General features: G+C 46.7%; 27 protein-coding genes. 1 reads left to right on the forward strand and 26 read right to left on the reverse strand.

The window, feature by feature from the left end; all coding sequences use genetic code 11:
* From ACQ5DJ_RS27945 to ACQ5DJ_RS28040, 20 genes are all read right to left on the reverse strand, one after another.
* The coding region (locus ACQ5DJ_RS27945; RefSeq protein WP_429845288.1) for an integrase at nt 1–586 on the reverse strand (586 nt) is incomplete at its 3' end.
* A 1-nt stretch (nt 587) separates the two neighbouring features.
* A complete protein-coding gene (locus ACQ5DJ_RS27950; protein WP_429845289.1) occupies nt 588–887 on the reverse strand; it encodes a hypothetical protein in 300 nt (99 codons plus the stop codon).
* Nucleotides 881–1,432, reverse strand: coding sequence for a putative phage tail protein (locus ACQ5DJ_RS27955; protein ID WP_429845290.1), 552 nt, complete (start codon nt 1,430–1,432; stop codon nt 881–883). Before ACQ5DJ_RS27955 ends, ACQ5DJ_RS27950 begins: the two co-directional genes overlap by 7 nt.
* A complete protein-coding gene (locus ACQ5DJ_RS27960; RefSeq protein WP_429845291.1) occupies nt 1,429–2,244 on the reverse strand; it encodes a baseplate J/gp47 family protein in 816 nt (271 codons plus the stop codon). The genes ACQ5DJ_RS27955 and ACQ5DJ_RS27960 overlap by 4 nt, the downstream gene beginning before the upstream one ends.
* The gene (locus tag ACQ5DJ_RS27965) at nt 2,232–2,666 is read right to left on the reverse strand and encodes a DUF2634 domain-containing protein (RefSeq protein ID WP_429845292.1); all 435 of its coding nucleotides are present in this window, start codon (nt 2,664–2,666) and stop codon (nt 2,232–2,234) included. Before ACQ5DJ_RS27965 ends, ACQ5DJ_RS27960 begins: the two co-directional genes overlap by 13 nt.
* Nucleotides 2,666–2,914 (reverse strand): hypothetical protein, encoded by a 249-nt coding sequence (locus ACQ5DJ_RS27970; protein WP_429845293.1) that lies wholly within the window; start codon nt 2,912–2,914, stop codon nt 2,666–2,668. The genes ACQ5DJ_RS27965 and ACQ5DJ_RS27970 overlap by 1 nt, the downstream gene beginning before the upstream one ends.
* Before the next feature lie 5 nt (nt 2,915–2,919).
* The gene (locus ACQ5DJ_RS27975; protein ID WP_429845294.1) at nt 2,920–3,870 is read right to left on the reverse strand and encodes an XkdQ/YqbQ family protein; all 951 of its coding nucleotides are present in this window, start codon (nt 3,868–3,870) and stop codon (nt 2,920–2,922) included.
* A gap of 16 nt (nt 3,871–3,886) precedes the next feature.
* Nucleotides 3,887–4,465, reverse strand: a complete 579-nt coding sequence (locus ACQ5DJ_RS27980; RefSeq protein ID WP_429845295.1) for a hypothetical protein — start codon at nt 4,463–4,465, stop codon at nt 3,887–3,889.
* Nucleotides 4,446–7,028 carry a hypothetical protein gene (locus tag ACQ5DJ_RS27985; protein WP_429845296.1) on the reverse strand — a complete coding sequence of 861 codons (2,583 nt, stop codon included), beginning with the start codon at nt 7,026–7,028 and terminating at the stop codon, nt 4,446–4,448. The genes ACQ5DJ_RS27980 and ACQ5DJ_RS27985 overlap by 20 nt, the downstream gene beginning before the upstream one ends.
* Before the next feature lie 585 nt (nt 7,029–7,613).
* Nucleotides 7,614–8,075: a hypothetical protein gene (locus tag ACQ5DJ_RS27990; RefSeq protein ID WP_429845297.1), complete on the reverse strand. Its 462-nt coding sequence runs from the start codon at nt 8,073–8,075 to the stop codon at nt 7,614–7,616.
* A 14-nt stretch (nt 8,076–8,089) separates the two neighbouring features.
* Nucleotides 8,090–8,542: a hypothetical protein gene (locus tag ACQ5DJ_RS27995; RefSeq protein ID WP_429845298.1), complete on the reverse strand. Its 453-nt coding sequence runs from the start codon at nt 8,540–8,542 to the stop codon at nt 8,090–8,092.
* Nucleotides 8,543–9,880 (reverse strand): phage tail sheath subtilisin-like domain-containing protein, encoded by a 1,338-nt coding sequence (locus ACQ5DJ_RS28000; protein WP_429845299.1) that lies wholly within the window; start codon nt 9,878–9,880, stop codon nt 8,543–8,545.
* Nucleotides 9,881–9,882: 2 nt separating this feature from the next.
* Nucleotides 9,883–10,077: a hypothetical protein gene (locus ACQ5DJ_RS28005; protein ID WP_429845300.1), complete on the reverse strand. Its 195-nt coding sequence runs from the start codon at nt 10,075–10,077 to the stop codon at nt 9,883–9,885.
* A gap of 5 nt (nt 10,078–10,082) precedes the next feature.
* Nucleotides 10,083–10,544 (reverse strand): hypothetical protein, encoded by a 462-nt coding sequence (locus tag ACQ5DJ_RS28010; RefSeq protein WP_429845301.1) that lies wholly within the window; start codon nt 10,542–10,544, stop codon nt 10,083–10,085.
* Complete coding sequence (locus ACQ5DJ_RS28015) at nt 10,544–11,026, reverse strand: HK97 gp10 family phage protein (RefSeq protein ID WP_429845302.1); 483 nt, start codon at nt 11,024–11,026, stop codon at nt 10,544–10,546. The genes ACQ5DJ_RS28010 and ACQ5DJ_RS28015 overlap by 1 nt, the downstream gene beginning before the upstream one ends.
* A complete protein-coding gene (locus ACQ5DJ_RS28020) occupies nt 11,026–11,352 on the reverse strand; it encodes a hypothetical protein (RefSeq protein WP_429845303.1) in 327 nt (108 codons plus the stop codon). The genes ACQ5DJ_RS28015 and ACQ5DJ_RS28020 overlap by 1 nt, the downstream gene beginning before the upstream one ends.
* On the reverse strand, nt 11,349–11,729 hold the full coding sequence (locus tag ACQ5DJ_RS28025; RefSeq protein WP_429845304.1) for a hypothetical protein: 381 nt from the start codon (nt 11,727–11,729) through the stop codon (nt 11,349–11,351). The genes ACQ5DJ_RS28020 and ACQ5DJ_RS28025 overlap by 4 nt, the downstream gene beginning before the upstream one ends.
* Nucleotides 11,695–11,931 carry a hypothetical protein gene (locus tag ACQ5DJ_RS28030; protein ID WP_429845305.1) on the reverse strand — a complete coding sequence of 79 codons (237 nt, stop codon included), beginning with the start codon at nt 11,929–11,931 and terminating at the stop codon, nt 11,695–11,697. Before ACQ5DJ_RS28030 ends, ACQ5DJ_RS28025 begins: the two co-directional genes overlap by 35 nt.
* A complete protein-coding gene (locus ACQ5DJ_RS28035) occupies nt 11,931–12,866 on the reverse strand; it encodes a major capsid protein (protein ID WP_429845306.1) in 936 nt (311 codons plus the stop codon). Before ACQ5DJ_RS28035 ends, ACQ5DJ_RS28030 begins: the two co-directional genes overlap by 1 nt.
* Before the next feature lie 13 nt (nt 12,867–12,879).
* A complete protein-coding gene (locus tag ACQ5DJ_RS28040) occupies nt 12,880–14,112 on the reverse strand; it encodes an XkdF-like putative serine protease domain-containing protein (RefSeq protein ID WP_429845307.1) in 1,233 nt (410 codons plus the stop codon).
* A 99-nt stretch (nt 14,113–14,211) separates the two neighbouring features.
* On the opposite strand from ACQ5DJ_RS28040, the gene ACQ5DJ_RS28045 reads away from it, so the two are divergent.
* On the forward strand, nt 14,212–14,805 hold the full coding sequence (locus ACQ5DJ_RS28045; RefSeq protein ID WP_429845308.1) for a hypothetical protein: 594 nt from the start codon (nt 14,212–14,214) through the stop codon (nt 14,803–14,805).
* A gap of 13 nt (nt 14,806–14,818) precedes the next feature.
* Here ACQ5DJ_RS28045 and ACQ5DJ_RS28050 read toward each other — a convergent pair whose 3' ends face one another.
* The 6 genes from ACQ5DJ_RS28050 to ACQ5DJ_RS28075 all read right to left on the reverse strand — a co-directional run bounded on the left by ACQ5DJ_RS28050 (nt 14,819) and on the right by ACQ5DJ_RS28075 (nt 19,941).
* Complete coding sequence (locus ACQ5DJ_RS28050) at nt 14,819–15,646, reverse strand: phage minor head protein (RefSeq protein ID WP_429845309.1); 828 nt, start codon at nt 15,644–15,646, stop codon at nt 14,819–14,821.
* The gene (locus ACQ5DJ_RS28055) at nt 15,639–17,069 is read right to left on the reverse strand and encodes a phage portal protein (protein ID WP_429845310.1); all 1,431 of its coding nucleotides are present in this window, start codon (nt 17,067–17,069) and stop codon (nt 15,639–15,641) included. The genes ACQ5DJ_RS28050 and ACQ5DJ_RS28055 overlap by 8 nt, the downstream gene beginning before the upstream one ends.
* Nucleotides 17,069–18,523: a terminase large subunit domain-containing protein gene (locus tag ACQ5DJ_RS28060; RefSeq protein WP_429845311.1), complete on the reverse strand. Its 1,455-nt coding sequence runs from the start codon at nt 18,521–18,523 to the stop codon at nt 17,069–17,071. Before ACQ5DJ_RS28060 ends, ACQ5DJ_RS28055 begins: the two co-directional genes overlap by 1 nt.
* Nucleotides 18,504–19,127, reverse strand: coding sequence for a hypothetical protein (locus ACQ5DJ_RS28065; RefSeq protein ID WP_429845312.1), 624 nt, complete (start codon nt 19,125–19,127; stop codon nt 18,504–18,506). Before ACQ5DJ_RS28065 ends, ACQ5DJ_RS28060 begins: the two co-directional genes overlap by 20 nt.
* Nucleotides 19,128–19,202: 75 nt before the next feature.
* A complete protein-coding gene (locus ACQ5DJ_RS28070; protein ID WP_429845313.1) occupies nt 19,203–19,667 on the reverse strand; it encodes a hypothetical protein in 465 nt (154 codons plus the stop codon).
* A gap of 40 nt (nt 19,668–19,707) precedes the next feature.
* A complete protein-coding gene (locus ACQ5DJ_RS28075; RefSeq protein WP_429845314.1) occupies nt 19,708–19,941 on the reverse strand; it encodes a hypothetical protein in 234 nt (77 codons plus the stop codon).
* Nucleotides 19,942–20,074 lie beyond the last annotated feature (133 nt).

The following is a 20,074-nucleotide window of genomic DNA, read 5'->3' on the forward strand; positions in this document are numbered from 1 at the left end:
GTGTACCCCACCCACCAATCCGCATTTTTTGTGCCGCTACATCACGATAGATGGTTGATCGACCGATGAGAGCGCCCTTTTTGTAGTTGTTTGCGAGCGAGGCAAAGGAAATTGTCCCTGTTCCGATTGCTGTGATCTTCTGATTCTCAAAAGCCACATCATCACATATAGTCACTTCCTGTCCTACTGTAAAGCCAGTCGTTGACGCTACTGTAACTATTGTGGATGAAGGTTTGGCGGTTAACGCTGTTGTCGCATACGTTTTTGTTTGATCCAGTTTCAATACCGGGTCATCTACGCCATCGTAGGTGTCGGCAAATCTCGCTTGCGCTCCTTCTACATCATGACTGTCTAAATCAAGGTAAGCTTCTACACGAGTCACTCGACGCTCTAATCGTCCAAACAGCAAGTGCGCCCCTTCAATTCCGTCCTCCATATGATTCAGCCTGAATTCATCCACTGGCGTTCCTGCAATCTGTTTCCAGGCTGGAACAATCGAAACGGTTCCGTCCCCGTTTTCTTGTAAGACGTATGTGTTAGGTCGGTCGACAAACCTGTTCACATGCGTTTGCTTTTGGTATGCCACATCATTCACCTACCTTCCATTTCAACTCGATAGGAATACTTAAAGCAACTTCCCGGGCAGGCTTTACAAAATTCACTGTATCTTGCCAGACGATCTTTCCGTTCTCATCCTTGATCATTCGTTTTGTAACGATGCCCGTTTCAGAGGCAGGTAGCCGAATCAAGAAAGTAATCTTACTACTACTTTGTCTTGTTTTTATGAGTTCCGCTGGAATGAGTACCCCGTTCAGCTCTACTTCTGCACTGAAAAAAATCGATTCGAGACTGTTCGTTTGCCTTGTCAGCGCGTGCTCCGTTAGCATAGATCGTTTTCACCTCCAGCGTGGAATGAACCGCAGAACAATGGCATTGTTTCAAACACTTGCATGGTTTCAGTAGAAAAAATAAGGCTTCCACTTTGTTGGATGATGATTCTTTCTCTATTCACATGAACGGGCCTCATTCTTTCAAATGTCCTGTGTAAAGTTAAAAGATCGACAGATTTATTTTGTTGAAAGGAGAAAACAATCTCTTTTGCTTCGAAATCCTCAGAGACAGAAACCAGTTCGCCCACCGCCCTACCCAATGACTGCAAAACTGGCATGGTAAAAGGTAATCTGGCCCAATGCTGGGCAAGAATATTCTTCCGGCGTTCCTCAATGGTTAACAGCTGCTTTTCTCCAAAATAAATCCAGTCCCATATATCCAATCCCCAGGTAGCTGACCATGGGCTAAACTGCTGTAGAACATCCTCACGCTGCACATTGAAAGTATAGACTGCTGCTGTCGTACCCTCAAAGTGGTATTCTGCAATGTCATTCTCGTACCATTGCGGCGGTAACATACGTCTATAGCGCTCTGGTATCATGTTGTCACCGCCATGGTTAGTGTTGATACAGAGTCAGCCGGCACCATCAAATTCAATTCCGCGCCGTTTAAGGTGTAACCTGTGAAGTCTATTACACCATCCACGAAAAAGAGCGCTCCGATCTGCTGGTATACGATCTGAGAACGCCCTTTTAGGTAGGTTTTAATTTGTGTGGTTATTTGGTCTTTGACCTTCTCGAATTCCGCATCTGGTCGCAAGACAAGTTTTACAGCGATAGTCATCGGATAAACGTTAGCTGGCAGTACCTGCAAGTCGTGCAAGGCCCTGCGTTTGTCTTCCAGCTTCGTTCGTACAAGTTGTGCCAACTCAAGCGTGGCTGGTTGACCGGAAAGGTCAGTAATGTACACATCAATTGAATTGTCATGACGTGTTTTCTCAACAGCTACAGCATCCCCAACACCATCTATGTTCCGTGCCCAACGTTCGTAGTCCGCGCGCCGTCCGTCTCCTTCTTCACTTCTTGCCCGATCAATGAGTCGTTGCCGATACGCGTCATCCGACTCTCCGTTTTTACGAGGGAGGCCAAAAAAGCCCCCGTTAGCATCCAAAAACTCACCATCTGCCCATGGTAGAAACCGTTGAAGAAATCCATACTCAAAAAGCTGTTGTTGATCACTGATTTCAAGTGCGATTGGATAATTAAAGTCGTAATGAATCTCCCCTTCTTCAGTAGCAGGTGGCGATTCCCCTCGCTCTTGAGCAATGACCATCATCCGATTCGCCATCCGCTGATAAATCTGATCCGGTGTTTCCCTGAGTATCGGCATTTCTGGTTTGTCTATCGTTGCCATGTATTCACCTCCGTCCTGGTTGTCCCTCTCGTGCCCTCAATTTCGAGCAAAAAAATGACTCGATTGTCCTCAAACCGAATCTCTACCACTTCTGCACGCTCAACCTCACTATGAGCCTCTAGCGCCTCTTGTGCTTGCGTCTTAATGGTTGGTAACGAAATGCCAGATTGCATTCTTCCTGTCTCATATAAAAAATCAACCCCGTATCTTTCCGAGTAAATCTCGTACCGGAAACGCCGAGTATTCAAGATTTTCTTTGTTGTCTCTTCCAGATACTCCGCATAGGTAGTCGTCCTCAAATAACGACCATCTGGCCCTTGCAGCAATTGTTTTGTGGTCCAGTCGAATTTGTATGTCCATGGAATCGGGTTGTCGGCAGATTGCATCAGTTGTGTTTCGTCTCCGTTCAGCTCTGGAAACATTACTCCACCACCCCAAGTAACAGGTACTGCCCGTTTGTGCAACGCATTAAAGCCACTTTCTTTCCGACATCCTCGGGTCTCCAATTCAACGGGTTCAGCTTCACCAATTCATCTTCTTCCAGAGGTTCCGGGTCCTCGTCCAACTTCACCGACAAGGGCGAGAGCGACGAGAGCCTTCCGAATTCCCCTTGCGTATTCTCGATGCCTTCCTGAGCATGCCCCCTGAGCTTTGCAATGACCGAATGCATCCCTACTACCTCCCTTCCATCTGTAAATCCATTGTGTATTGCCCGCCCTTCCATCGTGCGTTGCAGCTCGTAACAATCCAGTTTGTTATCGTCTTGTTGTCTTTCTCCATGATCTTGATAAGCCAGCCAGCTCGTATTCGGGCAGCGTTATTGTCTTCATGCCTTACGGAGATAGAGCGAGTCTTGGGTATCTTCGACAATGTGGCCAACTGTTTCGAAGCGAGGGAAGACAGGTTCTTCTCCTCGCCCGCATCGATCAACTTTTGCATGCGCCCAATCTGCTTGATTAGGTTCGCGTCTTCTTTCGTTGCGCTGCCAGCTACCTTATCATCCTTGTACCGCTCGACCGTGACTACCGTATACACTTCTTCGATGCTCTCCCCTGTTGAACTGCTTTCCAGCATGCTTGCCTTGAACATAGGAACGACACTGTTTTGACCTTCGGGCAGCACTGACAATTTATCCCGCTGGTGTTGGACGAAGTACCGAAATCCCGTTTTCTCATAAGCCTGCTCCGTCAGTGCTGTGAATAGCGATGTATAAGACTGAGGGCTGAGCCTATCCTTGACCATAAACCCAAAGGCTGGACAACTGAATTTGATTCCAGTAGCCTTGATGATTCTTTCTAGCTCCTTGCCTGCGTCACCATTCAGTTTCAATCGAGAAGTCTCGTTCTTTTGTAAGTACCAACTGACCTCATATGCCGTGGCTGACAGGTCGTTTGTCTTGCCATCGCGGTCGAAGCGAACCAACGGGCCGTGAAAAAACTGCTCTGATTCCTTGAGGTCTTGACCCGCAAAAGCCATAAGAAAACCCGCCGACTGTAACGGCGGGGCATCCTTGATTCTGATATCACAGTTTTGGGCGATCTGACCGCGAGACGATGACCAGGACAGTTCCTGTATCTGATTGGTAAGGTCAATTCGGGTAGACTCTTTCCCGTAAATAACTTTCAAAACATTCACCCCTTATCTACGGTTGGAATCCTTTTACCTTGCTTTGGATGCGGTCGCGCTGCAATGCCTGCAATGGTGCAATCAAAGATTCATTGTTGTTTTTCTTCTTTGGCTTCTTGCCGCTCGTATTCGGTCTGGCAGTCTGTTGCTTCGCTATCACGCTGCTTGGACTCAAGACCTGCGTTTGATTACTCCAGGTCACGAACTCATCTTTCATGAAAAGAGGAAATTCTATTGACCCATGGTAATCTACGTTTTTACCCACAAACCTACCATCGCATGGGCCGATAAGAACATTCCAAGCCAAATCCAGCTCGCTAATGGTCAGCAGCACCGCAGCTCCCATTAAGCGATCAATACCCGCAAGCCATTCGCGCGGCCCCTGATACCCTTCTACTTCGATGTATGGTGCTTCGGTATCACCGGGAAGGAAGAAGTCGAAAGAAATGGATTTCGGACGTCTTCCTGATATCCGATTGTTCGTGAGCAAATTGATTGTCGATGTGCTCTCGATGTCATTCCCATATCCGCGAAATTGAATTTCAGCCGGAGTGACGGGGAAAGTAAGCCGATATTTACCTTGTAATCGGATCACCTGCAACACCTCCCCTTGTCTCCAGTGCGTCCATTAGTGATTTCTCAATGATGTCTTTTATCTTTTGACCAACAGACGGATCACTGAGCATTTTCAGCATGGTAGGGATGTCTTGAAGAACACCAGCAGCCTGAAGAGGAACCGTCACATTTGGAATTGATACTGAAACCACTTTTGGCTTATTGGCAGTATTTCCAACTGGTGATACTACGGGTATCGGTGGCCCAACCGGAACCGGAGCAGTAGCTTGTTTCGGGATAACAGATAAAGCCGAAGTAAAATCTGGTGGCGTTGCAGGTGCCGCATTCCACCATTCCAGCACCTTGTCGTATATAGCCGCGCCCCCGAAAGATCCTGCGATACTTCCAATTATCCCGCCTGCCGCCGTTCCTAGACCAGGTACGGCTGAACCAACAGATGCTCCCGCCGCCGCTCCCGCCGCACTACCGAGTATTTCCGAACCGATTTGCCCTGCCATTTTAAGCGGATCATCGGCAGTCAGAATCTGTCCTAAGCCTATACCTATCCCAGCGATTGGTATTTTGCGTGCTAAACTACCGCTTGAAGCCTTTAATCCTTGCCAACCAATTTTTAAACCTTTCAACATGGAATCGCCGGATGGAAGCAAACCTCCTATGGCTTTGAATGTTTCAGGTACTTTTCGAAACAGATTTGTGCCAGTAGTTTTTGTAACATCCCAAGCGCCTTTGAGACTATCTAGCACGGCATCACTTTTCGGGAGCATGCCACCCCAATTTTTGAACTTTTCTCTCCAACCTGGGGATTTTGTCCCTTCTACCAATGGATTTTCGAATGTAAAACTCTTTGCTGATTGTGGCGTTTTGTCGCCTTTGCTTCCCCAGTTAAACGGATTAAACCAGCCGCCTTTACCCTTACCTTTTCCTTTCGGCTTACCACCCTTATCAGGTCCATCTGGTAAATCCGGTAAATCTGGGCCTGAATCCGTCCCCCTAGCTAGCTTTCTCTGTACGGCTGCGGCGGTTGCTGCGTCTAGCGCAACTTTCATCTTCCATAGCGCAATTGTCACCACTCCAACAACTGTACCTAACCCCGCCAATGTGAGCCAAGGCGGAGCTCCTTCAACCATTTCCTTCACTTCTTTTAATGCATCAGCAGTCCACCTAATTGCAGGTTCTAAATCCTCAGCTAGTGCTAATCCTACCCCCACCAGTTCTGTCATGATCAATGCTTTGGCTTCGGTAAAGCCTCGTAATGAGTCGTTTTCCTGATATGTTTTAAAGGATTGATCGAGCTTACCGGAGTAATCAAATTGATTGGAGTCAGCCATACCTATCCGTCCCGCAGCCTGTAGAAGAGGAGCAAATGCAGTCGTGATATCTTCCCCAGGGCCACCTCCAAATTCGTTCAATAGTTCCTGCCTGACCTTTTTATCTTGAATGCCACCAAATGTCTGCATCAATGCTGCTATAGCGAACTGATTGTCTGCCGCGTTTGACGAGTGGATTGCTTCGGCAATAATTTTTGATTCTTTCTCGGCTCGTTTTTGAGCTTCATCAGAATCAATGTTCTGCGCCTCATACGCTGTTTTTAAAACATTGACCATATCCCCCTGATTGTCGAGCTTGATGGTTGCTTCTTTCAAGGCATCAAAGCCTTTATCAATCGACCAAAGATTATTCATTTCCTTGGTCAAAGCAGCAAGCTTTTCGGGCGTGTCCAGGAACTTCGTCACCTGTGTGCTGTATTCAACAATGGTATCAAGTGCTTCTCCACGAATGTCAGTCGTGGTATTGGCTATCTCTGCAAGCGTGTCCCCAAATCTGGTAACATCGGTGATATCTTTCCACGCTTGTTGCATAGCGAACATCGTCATTTGGTACTCTTCGACGCCTCCAAAATCAGGGCGGATTGCATTGAGTTGCAGCGACTGACGGGTGATATCAGCCCCATTCTTAGAGTCAAATCTGGTTGCCGTGGTCATTAAATCTTTAATTTGCGTTCGATCAATGTTAGGATTCATTATTGCGAGATTCTGTGCTTCCTTTTTGTACTCTCGCAATTCGTTAGCCGTATCGCCCAACAATGCTCTTCGGGCATTAGCCTGACTTTCTGAGGTGAGCTGATCAATGAAGCCAGCACCCCCATATGTAGCTACCCCTGCTAAAAGTCCACCAGCAAGTAATTCGCTTACGCCAGGGCCGGCAGCGGCTTCAATTTGAACAGTAGCTTTCTTGCCATCAAGAGCCTTTACTTCCTGCTTAACCGCTGCTACTTCACGCCGCGCCTGATCGTCTACATTGATTTTTGGTTTAGCTCTTGTTGAGTCCAAGTCCCCAAGTTGACGTTTTAGCTGCTTAGCCTCCTTCTGCATTTGATCAAATTCCCGCTTAAAATCTCGTTCGCTCTGATCTGCTGCCCGTTTGATACTTCTTTGCATTTCCTTGACCATTTCTTGAGTCGCTTCATCAAGCTGACGCATTTCTTTCTGAGCATTCCTCGAAGATTTGATTAGCTTTTGAAGTTCTGGACTCAATTGATTTTTCGCTTGGATATACGCGGTAAGCCCTACAACTGCACCCACTGTCTCACCTCCAGACAAATAAAAAAGACGACTGATTTTAGTCGCCTTCGCTTTATGATTCCCAATCTATGTGAAACCCAGCTCTACACCTTGGACAAATAGCTTTGTATTGATATTTGTATACCACTATTCCTTTCTCACATCGTGAACACCAAAACTTGCTATGTTTCCTGGCTTCTCTGAATATCGGTATTGATCCTAACGACCCCATGATTAGAAGAGGTATACCAATTATAAAAAGTCCGAATGCTGATAGTACCAATCCCAAAACGAAAGAACTAGCAATGACAACTAAGCCGAATATTATTTTCCATAAGCTCAAAAGACTGAATTGAGGTTTTTCTAACGTTACTCTTACCATAATGGATTCCCCCTTCCCGCCTACATTCTACCGTACCTACCATTCCAAGTCAGTCCAAACAATTCGGCAACAAACGACAAAAAGTGTCTTTCTTTCCTCTCCCCAACCTCCATTCGCTCGGGAGAAGAGAGAAAGCTAGGTATTTGCCTTCTCCTCTTCTTCTGCTTCAATTGCTTGGCAAGCCGTAATGAACAACTTTTGCATATAAGGGTCGACCTCATACTCTAGGATGTCTGATGGTTTCCCTCTACCTCTGAGGTATGCCCGACAGAGGTGGCTTGATTCTCCATCGGTTCGAATGAGTTTTTTAGTTCTTCAACCACTTCTTGTTCTGATTTGACCTTCGCGTTTACCTCATTCACCTTTTCCAAAAGTGCAGTATATCCATCGCGGTTATTTTCAAACAGTTTTATTGGTAGGTCAAATTTGTCCTTGGCACTGTAAGCTAACAGGAGGTCTTTATCGTTCCACAGAAAATCATGCTCTGTAGCTTTGACAATACGAACATCATTGTAACGGAACGTATCAAAATTCCCATTACCATCCTCAGCTAATCTGATGCATGCCCTTGTCTCAGACATCGTAAGCTCTCGCACTTTCCACTCATCACTATCGATAACAACAGTGCCAGTGCGTCTCTGCACCGGCTCTTTTGCTTTCGCTAAATACTTATCCAATTTGCTCACAATGATTCCTCCTACTAGTCGAAGTACTCTGGCAGCTTGTCCAGGTAGTCCGGTTTCTCGTTTGACATGCCTTTAATCTCATATGTTGCATTATCGTTTCCATCCGCCTTGGCTTCCCACAAAGCGATTTCTTCGGGATTCAGCACAATGTTGGAGATTCGGACACGCTCGGAGTTTCCCGCCTCTTTATCCAACGTCTCCCCGATCAAAAACGGCAGGACAGGTGTCTTACCTCGCGTCAGATGATCCACGCAGAAATACTTCAAACCAGCATTAGTTGAGGTGATTGTCAGTGTCACCTCTACGTGCCAATCGTTTACCGTTTGGATTTTTCCTCTTTGGAGACGATTCGTGTCTCCGTACTCCACTTTAAGAACCATTTTCCCTTCAAGCGTGCCGTAAATCGGATCGCCGTTATCGTCATATACCTGGCAGTTTTTCAGCTTAATATCGCGTGCGATAGCCAACTATTGCACCTCCCAATCTATGTCGAAGTATTCGATGGCATCAAGAGGCTTTGCAGACAAAAGGAAGCCACGGCGATCACCTACACCGTTCTTTTTGTCCGTAAACGTCCAGCCTGTATCGATTGCGCCCTGCTGCTCACGGACGGTCAGATATGCGTTGACGGCAGAGACAAACACCGCACCGCCTAGGTCGTTGTTGGACAACTTACCTTTGTATTTCTTCCCTACCTGATTGATGTCATTGACGATTTGATCCAGCGTCATGCTGACACGGATTTTGCCGTAGTCCTCACGTTCATGCGTACCTAGAACAGCCAGTGTATTGACGGCGCTCTCGATGATGTACACATCCCCGTCGCGGGTTGCGATCAACGTACCAGAGCCGAGCGCACTCAAAATATCGGTGTGGCCCCAATCCTTGAGCGCTTTTTTCAATGGAACGACAACAGCCGTCAGAGATTCATGTGCAGGTGTTGCAGCAATCATGCCCGCAACCCATGCCGCCCATTGGAGACTGGCGTACTGTTTGCCGTTGTTGTGCGGTCCAGCGATCGCGCAGTTGACCACATAACGCGCATTTTGTGACACTGAACGCTCGACGTGCTTCGTCATGCTATCGTCCTCGATGTCCTTACCACCGATGACAAGCGTACTGAGCTTTTTGTTTTTCGTACGTCGATCACTCATGAACTGCTTTGCCGCAGCTTGTACGCCAACATCATCAAAAGGCAGATACATTGCATCAAAGTCAGCACCGGAGACAGCCATGAAAAGCTTAGTAGAATCGGCAGGAGAAAGAGCAATGGTGCCGCTTGTAGCTCCCGTCAAAGCTGTTTCTGCTGCAAGTGCAACCGTATTATCTCCTAGCTTTTTTATGCGTACATAGTTGGACTGGCTCGATTTCGCTGCCAGCTCATTCACGTCTGCAAACGAGAACTTCTCCGTTTGGAGAGGCCCAACTACTTGCAGCTCCTTTTTCCCTGGCTCAGACGTCGATGTCGTGATGGTAACCTTCAGCTCGTTCCCCACGAGACCCGGATACAACGCCTCGATGCGGACAGCATCCGCCTGCTCGTACACTGCTTTTGTGGCTGCGCCATTTGTCATGCGGTACGCGAGAATCGTTGCGCCGCCTTCTGCTGCCAGCTCTACAGTATCGACCTTGCCAAACGTCTGCGCCATCCGCTCCTCAAAGCTCCCGAGCTTCACCAGTTCATCAGGCGCGCCCCACTCCGCTTGGTACGGCACCAGTACGACACCACTTTTCGGTACGACACGTTCTTTTGCTTTTGCGATCAGTTCGACCGTTACACCCGGTCTTTCTCTTTGGATTGTCATGATTACTTTTCACCGCCTCTATATTTGGCAAGCCGTTTTTTAACTTCGTTCTCAGGTACCTGCTCATGGTCCTGCAAATGAAAAAGAGCACCTGCTACCTCGAAGCCCTCGGCTCCTAGATAAGCTGCGCTCTCTATCCATTCACGTCTGGAACGATTCAAACCGGATGACTCATCCGGCATTTCTTTTCTAGCCATCAGGATCAGTCCTCCTCGATTTCAAAGTGGTTGATTTTCTCGACAACTGGACGTGGTATCGCAGCGATGTACTCAAACCGAAATGTTATTTCTGTGCGATCCTTCCTATCCGATCGGATGCGGAATGATGTGTTGTCAATGTTGATGTAGAGGCCGTCAATTTTTCCCCGATAACTGTAACGCTCAAGCCTTAATAATTGTCTGAGTGGTTCGGTGGAAATCAGTTCATACACCTCTTGGCCCCCGACTAACTTCTTCTTTCGGTGATGCAACACTATCCCAGCGTCGGAGATAATTTTGTACGACGTCAGAGTATTTCCGCGCTCAGATACCCCTTGGGTCTGAATAAAGGCCACGGGAGGTTCAAACTCGCCAGACAACCACACGTCTAAGCTGTCCAGGATGTCGAGGGAAGGGTATGCCTCGTTGATCAAATCGAAAATGCATAACAACTCTCGGTTCTCCATCACTTCACCATCCTTTCCAGCTCAGCTTGTAGTAGCTTTTCGAGCAGTGCCTTCATGCCGCCCTGAAAATCCTTCAATGCAATGTCGAAGTATTTCCGTCCAATGAAGCTCCGTGGTTTTACCATGAATCCGCCTTTTGCAGACGGATCGTAAATGAACTTCCCGACCCCATTCCAATAGCCAGGCACAAAATAGCTCTTATCGATGGTATAGCCATCATTCAAGTGCTGAGCATAGGCCAGATTAGACCCGACCTCTAGGGTCAAGGTATCACGACCGCTGTCAAACTCCCAAACGTTGTTCTGATCTCCCTGAGAAAACGAATTCCAGAGGGTACCCGTATCAATCAGGTCTTGGCTGCCGAGCTCATCAATAACATGGTTGAGTAGTTCTTCCCCGAGCTGATAGACAATGCGCTGCATAATTTCAGTTGCGTTCTTATTCAGGCGTCTCATGCGCTCTTCGAACTGTTTAAAGTCCACTACTCCGCACCTCGTTTTTGCTGGATCGCTGTCACAGCTAGAAGGCGTCGCCCTCTCCTGACATCAACCACAACAAATTCCCCATGGTCAGTTGTCTCGACCCGATCATTTTTGCGTACATCCTCACCCAGTAAGAAGCCGAGGGTCGCTTTATAATCCCATTCCACCGGATCGGTGTTCGCTGGACGTTGCCATGATGATTCTACGGCTCGTATACACCCCATAACGGTACGAGAGGGTAACTCGGTAGTGGTAACTCTGTTACGCTCTCCACGAACCGTTACTGTTCGTCTCAAAACGATCTGATCATTCATCCGATGGTTCATAAGATCATCGCCTTGATGTTACCCCCATCTGTTGCCTCGGCGGTAAAGGACATCCACTGCCGCAGCATCGAGTCAACCAATGGGCTACCTGTGGTAACAGCAGCTCTGTCGACCGACCAAGAGTAACCTTGATCACTTTCAGACGTGATACCGCGTGCCTCTGCTCCAAGAGTTTCATCATTGTCCGTCAATACCATTGCCTCAACCAACCGGAAGTGAGCTACTTCAAGCCGGGCGTCATTGTCCACGAACGGGCGAGACGTGAACAGCTCAATCCTTACCTTGGCCTCACAAATGAGATAGGAAAGCCGCTCAGGTGTCATGTCCTGAACGGCTCGTGTGCTACTCTGCTGTTTGACCTTCTCCGACGTCAGCATCTAATGCCCCTCCTTCTGGAGCAGGCGTATCTGTGGACCCTTTTTGCTGACTTGACTTCTCTGACTCATGAATCTTGAAGTCGTCGCGTGCTTTCAATTTATCCAGCACTTTCTTATCCTTTACCTCAACAGGCTTGTCCTTTTGAAAGCGAAAACCGTAAGTCTGGAGCGAGGCATTCTCCCCAATGTATGTGACGAGCATTAAAACACTACCCCCTCGACATAGGAGACTGCTGTTGGCTCCTCAAAGATAGGGTCAAAGTCGGAATGCATAGCGTAGAATCGCTTGTCAGCATAAATCGCTTCTTTGCCCTCTGTTGTTTTCCGAATTTGCATAGCATAGGTGTTTATCATCACGAAGTTACGCTGATATGTGAAGATAACAGCACCTTCTGGCATATGGGCGACTTCTTCTACATCATAAGAGTTGATTTTCTTCACGCCTCCAGTAATCTGCAACTGAATAGACGCGCTTGTATCTTTTTCCGCCAGTCGTTGCAAACGTTCAGAGAACGTATTCGGATGCATGAAGTATTTGAATTGTCCGGCTGAGCGTTGACGAGTCGGGACAGCACGCTCTAGTTCGAAAAAGATACCTAGCTTTTCAGCAGGAGTAATCGTAGCCCAATCAATGTAATTTCCTTTTGTTTTGGCTAGTTTCAGCCATCCGTCGTTGATCTTCAAGAATTCATAATCTGGATCAGTGTTCGGCGTTGCGGTATTACCGTTAAAACCGATGTCCTGCATGTTATCGCCATAATTCAGAGTCATTTGTTTCAAGATGATTTGCTCTGCGTTTTGACCGCGGACACGCTCTGTTTGACGAATAAACTCCTCAGTGATTTCGAACGGGAGGACAACAGGCGTAACAGAATAAGGAACTTGTGGAAAGCTTGGCGTTTTAGGGTTTGTTGTTTCTTTGTCTTCCACCTTTCCTCGAAGGTTTCGTCCGGTTACACCAATTTTGTCGATGGTTCCCTGCGCTGATGTACGAGTTTCATGTCGGATTCCTTTCAAAAACTCAGTGGAATCGTACGCCATTTCCACAAACTTATCGACCTGCTTGTAATTCAAAGCAGAAGTGTCAAGCGACGTTGTAGTTGCAGCTTTTGTGATGATCTGTCCGTTTGTTCTCATGTGAACACCCTCCTTACAACAGCCCGCTAAAGGAACTGTCGTCTTCGTTTTTTTGGATCGGGTTTGTAGGCTGTTGGTGACTGGAACCTCTTGAATTTTTCATCAGTTGGACCTCGTTCCCCAACGTCTCCACTTGCTTAGTAATTGGCTCCAATGCCTTGGCGACTGCCTCAGTCAATGCGGCTGTTGCTGGATCGGTTTGTTGCTCCTCATCGCCTGCTCCACCTTCTGCCTTCTTCAGCTCGGTTACTTCCGATTGCAAATCAGTCAATTGCTTAGTAATTGGCGCCATGGCTGCTGCAACTGCTTTTTGAATGTCTTCTGTATTCACGTCTTCTTCCTCCTCGTTTTCCGCCTGGTCATCTACTTCGGCCAGTAGGTCGGTAATTGTGGTGTGTGCTTGTTTCAATTTGTCCAAGCGAGCTGCCGACAGCTTTTTTCCCGCCTTAGCAATTTGTTCAGGCGGTTTTCCCAGCGCCTTCGCAATGTCGTTCGCTCCAAGAATCTCTTGCAAGAGGTCTGCGAAGTCTTGAATCGCTTCTCTTGCCTTCTCAGGATCGCTTTCAAACTCGTAACGATCAGTCTGGTAGTTGTAGCGTTGAATCGTACCTGAAAACGAACTCCAAGCAGTCCAGAAGTCGTTTGACTTCTTGTTACGCTCATACTTATCTTTCACCTCGCCTTTGACGATGCGGGTTAATGCCTTGGAAAGGGTATGCAAAAGCCCCTTCTCTACCGTTTCATCGTCGGTATCCGAAGAGGCTCCTTCAATTTTTTCACGTTTACCTACTCCCCACATAGAGAAGCCGGTAATCTCACCCTTTTCGATTTGTTCCCATGAGTCAGCGTCGGTCACCTTCACCCCAGCCACCCAGGAGCCTTTCTTAATTTCTTGATCGCCTAGAGTCATGTCTATAGGTGCAATGTAGCTTTCCAGTACATATCCCTTGTCTGCGTCGAGGTCGTGCTGCTTGTCGATATTGTAAGTGCTTTGCCTCTCCATAAAGCCATGAGCTGCCTTCTTGATCTCTTCTGCCGTCATTTGATCTCCGTGGGCGTCCTCAACATCTGGTTCATAAACAACACCATAGACAATTTGCTCTGCCTTGTCCGTCTTGGAGATTCGGATATCCTTTTGCAAAGGTTCCTTGCCCTCTTCCTTGATAATGGCAAACTGTCTACCATTTGCCCCCTTATCCACGAGAGAAATGTGCGTGATTCTTGCATCCTTTAACGAGTATCCCATTTCCTATTCACCTCCTTTCCACTAAATCTACATTTTCTGTTAAAATATTCATACTGAACGACCACCTAACATTATTAGAATTGGGGGTAATTCGAAGAGATGGGTAAAAAGCTACTAAATATTTTTTATTTTTTCTTAGGGTTAGGATTAATTGCCTCAGTCGTTATCGGTATTTATTACCTATTCAAAACCGCTTGGACTACTTTTATGAGCCTAGATCCACCCGTATCAGCTGCATTGATAACTGGTTCAGTTACTGCTCTAGTTGCAGTACTTTCTCTTATTTTGACTAAACTCTATGAACGAAAAAAAGAAATTGAACAATCACATCGGACCAACAAATTACCTTTGTACGAAGAGTTTATTTCTTTTTATTTCAAGCTATTAATGTCATCTAAAACAGGACAACCAGTTTCTGAAGCCGAGATGATTGAGTTTCATACCAAGTTTACTCAAAAACTAATCTTGTGGGGCTCAGACGATGTTATATCAGCCTATGCAAATTTTCGCAGAGTCTATCTTAACCTTTCCAAATACCCGCCTAATGAATTGTTGTTACAATTCGAGAAAATCATGCTAGCTCTTAGGAAAGATACGGGTCACAAAAATAAGAAACTCAACACTGGAGATCTACTATCATTATTTGTTAATGACATTGATGATTTTCTTGAAAAAAATAAGGCCGCTTCTTAACTTAGAAGTGGCCTTAAATTATGGCTTGCATGGTACAACGGCAGTGCACAATTTGCTTGGCGCTTCCCTCTGGATCACCTGGGTGCATGAGCTTCTCACCTCCTACTTTGAATGGTTTGTCAATGTCCACTGTCTGACCGTTTGCCTCTTTGTGATCCTTACGAGTGCGCTTGTTATTCGCTGCCCTCCATCGCTTTTTCTTCACAAGCCCCGACTGCTTCCAGCCTTCCAGTTTGCCGCCATTTGCAGCAGCCGTGGATATGGTTCTCGCTACAGTCACAGCGCGGTTCATGTTGAATGGTCCTTCCTCGCCACTTGCTGCCTGCTTGCTTACCTCTTTGACTAATACAGCTCGTTCCGCAGGAGTCTTGCCCTCTTCAATCGCTCTCTTAAACGATCGGATCATGCGATCAGCAGAAGTGTCATTCATTGCGGGCACCATTTTTTTCAGCTTCTCGGTATATTGGGCTGCTGCTTTGTTTTCCTGCTCCCATACTGCCCCTGTATTAATTCCTACCGCTTCGGATTCTGCTGCTAGATTGAACAACGGCATGAAAGCATCATAGACAGCCTGCTCAAACTTCTCTTGGAAATAGTCTCCGGTCTGTACCAGTAATATGACTTTCCATAGCTCATCCGTATCTGTAGTCAATTCGTCGCTTAGCTCCTGAATGGCTTCGTCCAAAGCCTTTCCCTGCAATTCAAGAAGGTTAGCAATTGACTCCTCACCTTCCTTGTACAGCTTCTCAATCAATGCGCGTTCTGCATGGGTAAGGTCAAGGCTATCAAGAAAGTCGGCGTCATCCGCTTTGGCAATCAGATACAGGCACTGGTCACACATGCTGGCGTTCCCTCATTTCGCGAAGCAAACTCTTTGCTATCGTCGCCATTTGCTCTTGCGGATCAGATGTACCGAATGGCTCTTGAGAAAATGTACTGCCTAAGCTGGCAATCGGAGTATCAAGGTATTCCTCGGTATACTTCGACTCATCAATGGTGGTTCCCAATACTTCCTCAGCAATGGGGATGAGATGACGCACCAGCATAATCCCTCTATCAGCTAAGAAATCAAGTAACGCTTTCCACTCTTCCGGATCACTAATCTTCGGGCTATTGAGAGTTACTGTTACCCGATACACACCGATAGTTGGAAGAATTCGCTTGTTGAAAATTTCGTCCATGATCCACTTGCGATATGGCTTGAAGACTTGCTCCTCTGCGATTCTACGAGCGTTGTCGCTTGTTGCTCTGTTATAGTCTTCGGATTCACCCGTAAGAATCGGCGGCAACCGAAATGACGATCGTGTTTCTTTGCGTTTTTCCCGGTTGTATTCGATAAAAAGAGCATCTTGTTGCAATAAGTCATTCAGCTTGTCCAGCTTAATAGTGGTTTTTTCCTTCTCATCGCCGTAAATCCCTTTGTCATAACCTTGCACTTCAAGATACAGAATACCGCCCCGGGACTTCTTTCCTCTTGCTCCTTTTAGGGATTCGATAGACTGCGGAACTAACTCACCGTTTATCACGGTCAGAATCATATCTAGCATTCGACCGTTATCAAAGTATTCAAAGTTGAGCTCCTCTGCTTTTCTTGAACCAACAATGCCCGGTGAATTTCCTGACCAACGTGGTTCGCCATAAGTCCCGTTTCCTAGTTGCAGATGAATGACTTCATTCTCTTCACCGGGCGCCCCGAATTCACGGAACCACGTTATATTAGTCCCTCTCTTCTGCGCGTATTTCCGCACCCATTTGGTTTGCGTAAACTCTTCAACCTTCCCCTGCACAAAACGCCGATACGTCATATCTACCCTTTCGAGTGGTGCTGTGCAGCGCATGTATTCAGGAGGTATGCGGTAAATGGCAGGAAGCCCGCCGCCATAAGCGACCTCAACATAAGCGTTGCCGCAATGTTCAAGGTCTTCTACCAACTGGCTCAGCAGTTGTTCAGTCGATTCTTCCAGATTGGCCGTCTGCATGAATCGATCAGCAATATCCCACTCTGCTTTAGCTGTCTTGTCGCTTTCACCTGATTGGTATGTAAGCGCATAGCCATAACCAACCACGCTTGTTTTGTACGCTTCGACACATTGAGGAATAATGTTGCTCTGCTTTACTACTTGAACACATGCTACAGGGTCAATGGTTGGGCGTATGAGTTTGTGCTCATCGTAATCATGCGAGAATTGATCGATTACAAGCTGCTTGCTTTCCCCTGACTCGTCCGCCTTTCCAATGGGGTACCATCCTGTGGCTCCGGACATTAAATCCATCCTCCTTTCCCGTTCTTTTTCCTATCCTCACGTTTCTTAGCTTGAAGTAACATGAGCCAGTCGCTGTAAGTCGCGTATCTCTTCGCATCCTGCGTATGGTTGTCTTTATCAACTGGTTCTTCAAGCATGATACCGTTTTGCTCTTTATACTTATAATTGCCTGTTTCTTTTGTCGTCTCTACGGCAGTACGAGCAATGTAAAGGTTGGGACGGCCAGACGACTCTTTTACCTTATAGAGACTCGACACTCGACGTATTCCTGGACCGATAGCATTTTCGGCTGGATACACAGGCAGCTTGTAACGACGATACGTAGAAATATCTTCTGGCTCGGATGGGTCTGCCCAAATGACATCCATCGGGTAATTCTTTTGAAGCTCCAAATACCTCTTAACAAGGCAGTCCTCAAGCTTCCCTTGATCATCTACCACCAGAACATTGGTTTGCTGGCGATAGCTTTCCTCGATCAAATAGTAATCTTCGTCAGTACACCCAAAGACCAATAGCACCGCTGGGTCATTCCAGCCGTGGTCCATGCCACCGATATACCGCTTGAACATTACTTCTCGTTCCTCGCCGTTCGGATAGGTAACGACAAATAAACGCCGCGCAAGATCAACGGGACGTATATCTACACAGTGAACGCTTCTGTCAAACTCCTCATACACCTGACCATGGAAAACGTTGAACTTGGCGTAAATCTCACGTTTCACATAACGCTCAGGGTACGTCTCAATCATTCTCTGTATGTTCTTCTGTAATTCAGGAATCGGGTTGTCTTTTGAAGTCCAGTAGAAGTTTCGCCAATCAGGATCATCCTGGTAGCGATCGTCATCCAAACCTGCATCAATAAATTGACCACGTAAAACAATTTCTTCTGCAAACCAGTTGATGCCCTCCGGTGTAGTTGTCCAGATAGACCACCCGCCTTTATCAGCTAGGGCATAGGCCAGATAGCCTGACCATGTTTCTGGCTTCATTTTCGATGCCTCGTCAAGCCATACTCCGTCTAACCCGCGACCAACAAGCTTTTTCGGATTCTCTGCCGACTTAAACCGGATCAGAATGTATCCCGTTAACCAAACGAAATTCCCCGATGCGTTCCAAGTGTCGATCATATCCTCGGGGATGACTTGTGAGAGCTCCTCTTGTTGAATCTCTGACATGTTGTAATCAGGCGCTACGCACCAGTACTCCAGTCGTGGCTTTGGTTTCTTAACCTTTTTGAGGTTCAATGGCGGCTTATAAGGCAACCCTTTCCCTGCTTCAATATCGGCAAGGATGTTATCAAAAAACTTCCGCGCTCCCACGTTCGTTTTACCACCGCGACGACCGCAGTTCATGACTACGTTTCGAGCATCACATTCCATGACTTCGATTTGCTTAGGATGAGGTGTCCAGCCATCGAATGGATCAAGATCGAGTTCAAGGGCTAGATTTGTCACGTGACCACCTCCGGACGGTGATCTGTTTCTCAGGACCGCCGCCATTGCTCAACAACTGAGCTTTGAGCTGTATTGCCTTCAATTTTTTGTCCTGTACTCTGGTCAAGGATTCTTCCAACGCAATTATATCCTCAATCGCTCGGTACTCAGTTTCTTCAATTTCTGCTGTTACCAATTCCTCATGAGTGAGAATGACTGTTTTGGTCACGCCTGTTTTCTCTTCATGTACTTCGACCGGGGTTTTGATGGGGAGTCTCTTTTGCAAGACTCGACGTTGTTTCTCCGTTAACCCTTCCGTAAGCTTTCGAATCCGTATCATCATCCGGCGTTCCCTGATACTTAAAAAACGGATCTGCTCATTTGCTTGAGCCAATGGATCGAGGTTAATTAGTTCGAACAGTTGGCGCTCCTCATCGTCGAGGGTGTCATACCAAATAGTTTCATGTTCGCCCGTCTTGACCGCGTTGGTATTACGCTGTGGTGCGCCGCCGCCAGCACCGTGAAAACGGCACACATCCCAGCCCGGCTTAGCCCAGTTTTTGCATTGCTCATCGCGCTGCTTGCTTCTTGCTTTGCATCTTTTCTTTTCAGGATTCCTCGCCATCTACATGACCACCACCTCACCACTACATGGGGTTGTTTTTGAAAAAAGAAAAGAGCACCATTATCTGGTGCCCAACTATTTAAGAAGTTTTGCTATTTCAGACAAAAACACTGAAGTTAGTCCTATTAACGACCCTATCATTATTGCGATGATCTCACCTTTATAATTCAAGGTCTGGGAATACAGAGCTATAATCGCTACTGTATTCACTCCAATAAATAGAACGAAAGCAATCACAAACGAAAATAAATCGTTTTGAAGCCGTTTTCTCTTTTCCTTTATCTCACTGTATTTGACTTGGAAAATAGCAACAATTATAGTTGGAAAACTCACCCCGACAGCAATTATTATTGTTCCAAAGTTTTGACCAAGCGCCTTCATCGCCTCATCATCCTGAGCAGCTAAGGATAAGAAGATTGTATAAGCTGCTAGAGCGAGAAGTATAGAAATAATGAATATTACTGCTCCTATGAACTTGGTAAGTATTGTTTTCCACTTTCTTACGTGCTTTAGTTTTCTAGATGGTAAATTCTCATTCATAACATGGTCATCCCGTCCATTCAGCTTGATGACCTATATTTTACATTCCATCTTTCTGCAGCTCAATATCCAGTTCTATAAGCTTCTTCAAATCATCCACTGTCTTGATTTCGATATGACCAGATTGGAAGTCCTTAACCCACTTTGCAATGGCTGCTTTCACGACTTTCCTGTATTGATCCTTCGATTCCATGATGCCTTCCATCACTTCGATTTGATATTGCAATAGAAGGTCAATAGATTCAGGAGAAGACTGTTCTGTAGTTGTTTTCATTGTGGCACCCTCGGCTTTCCTGTAAAATGGAAAATGAGATAGTGGCTTGAATCTTCCGTGGCCACGGGTTTCCACTATCTCAGCCGGGGTGACCCGGGTGCAGAGGGGGACGTTCACGCGTCTCCCTTTTGCT

This window comes from Brevibacillus sp. FIR094 (genome assembly GCF_050477165.1).
Lineage (GTDB): Bacteria > Bacillota > Bacilli > Brevibacillales > Brevibacillaceae > Brevibacillus.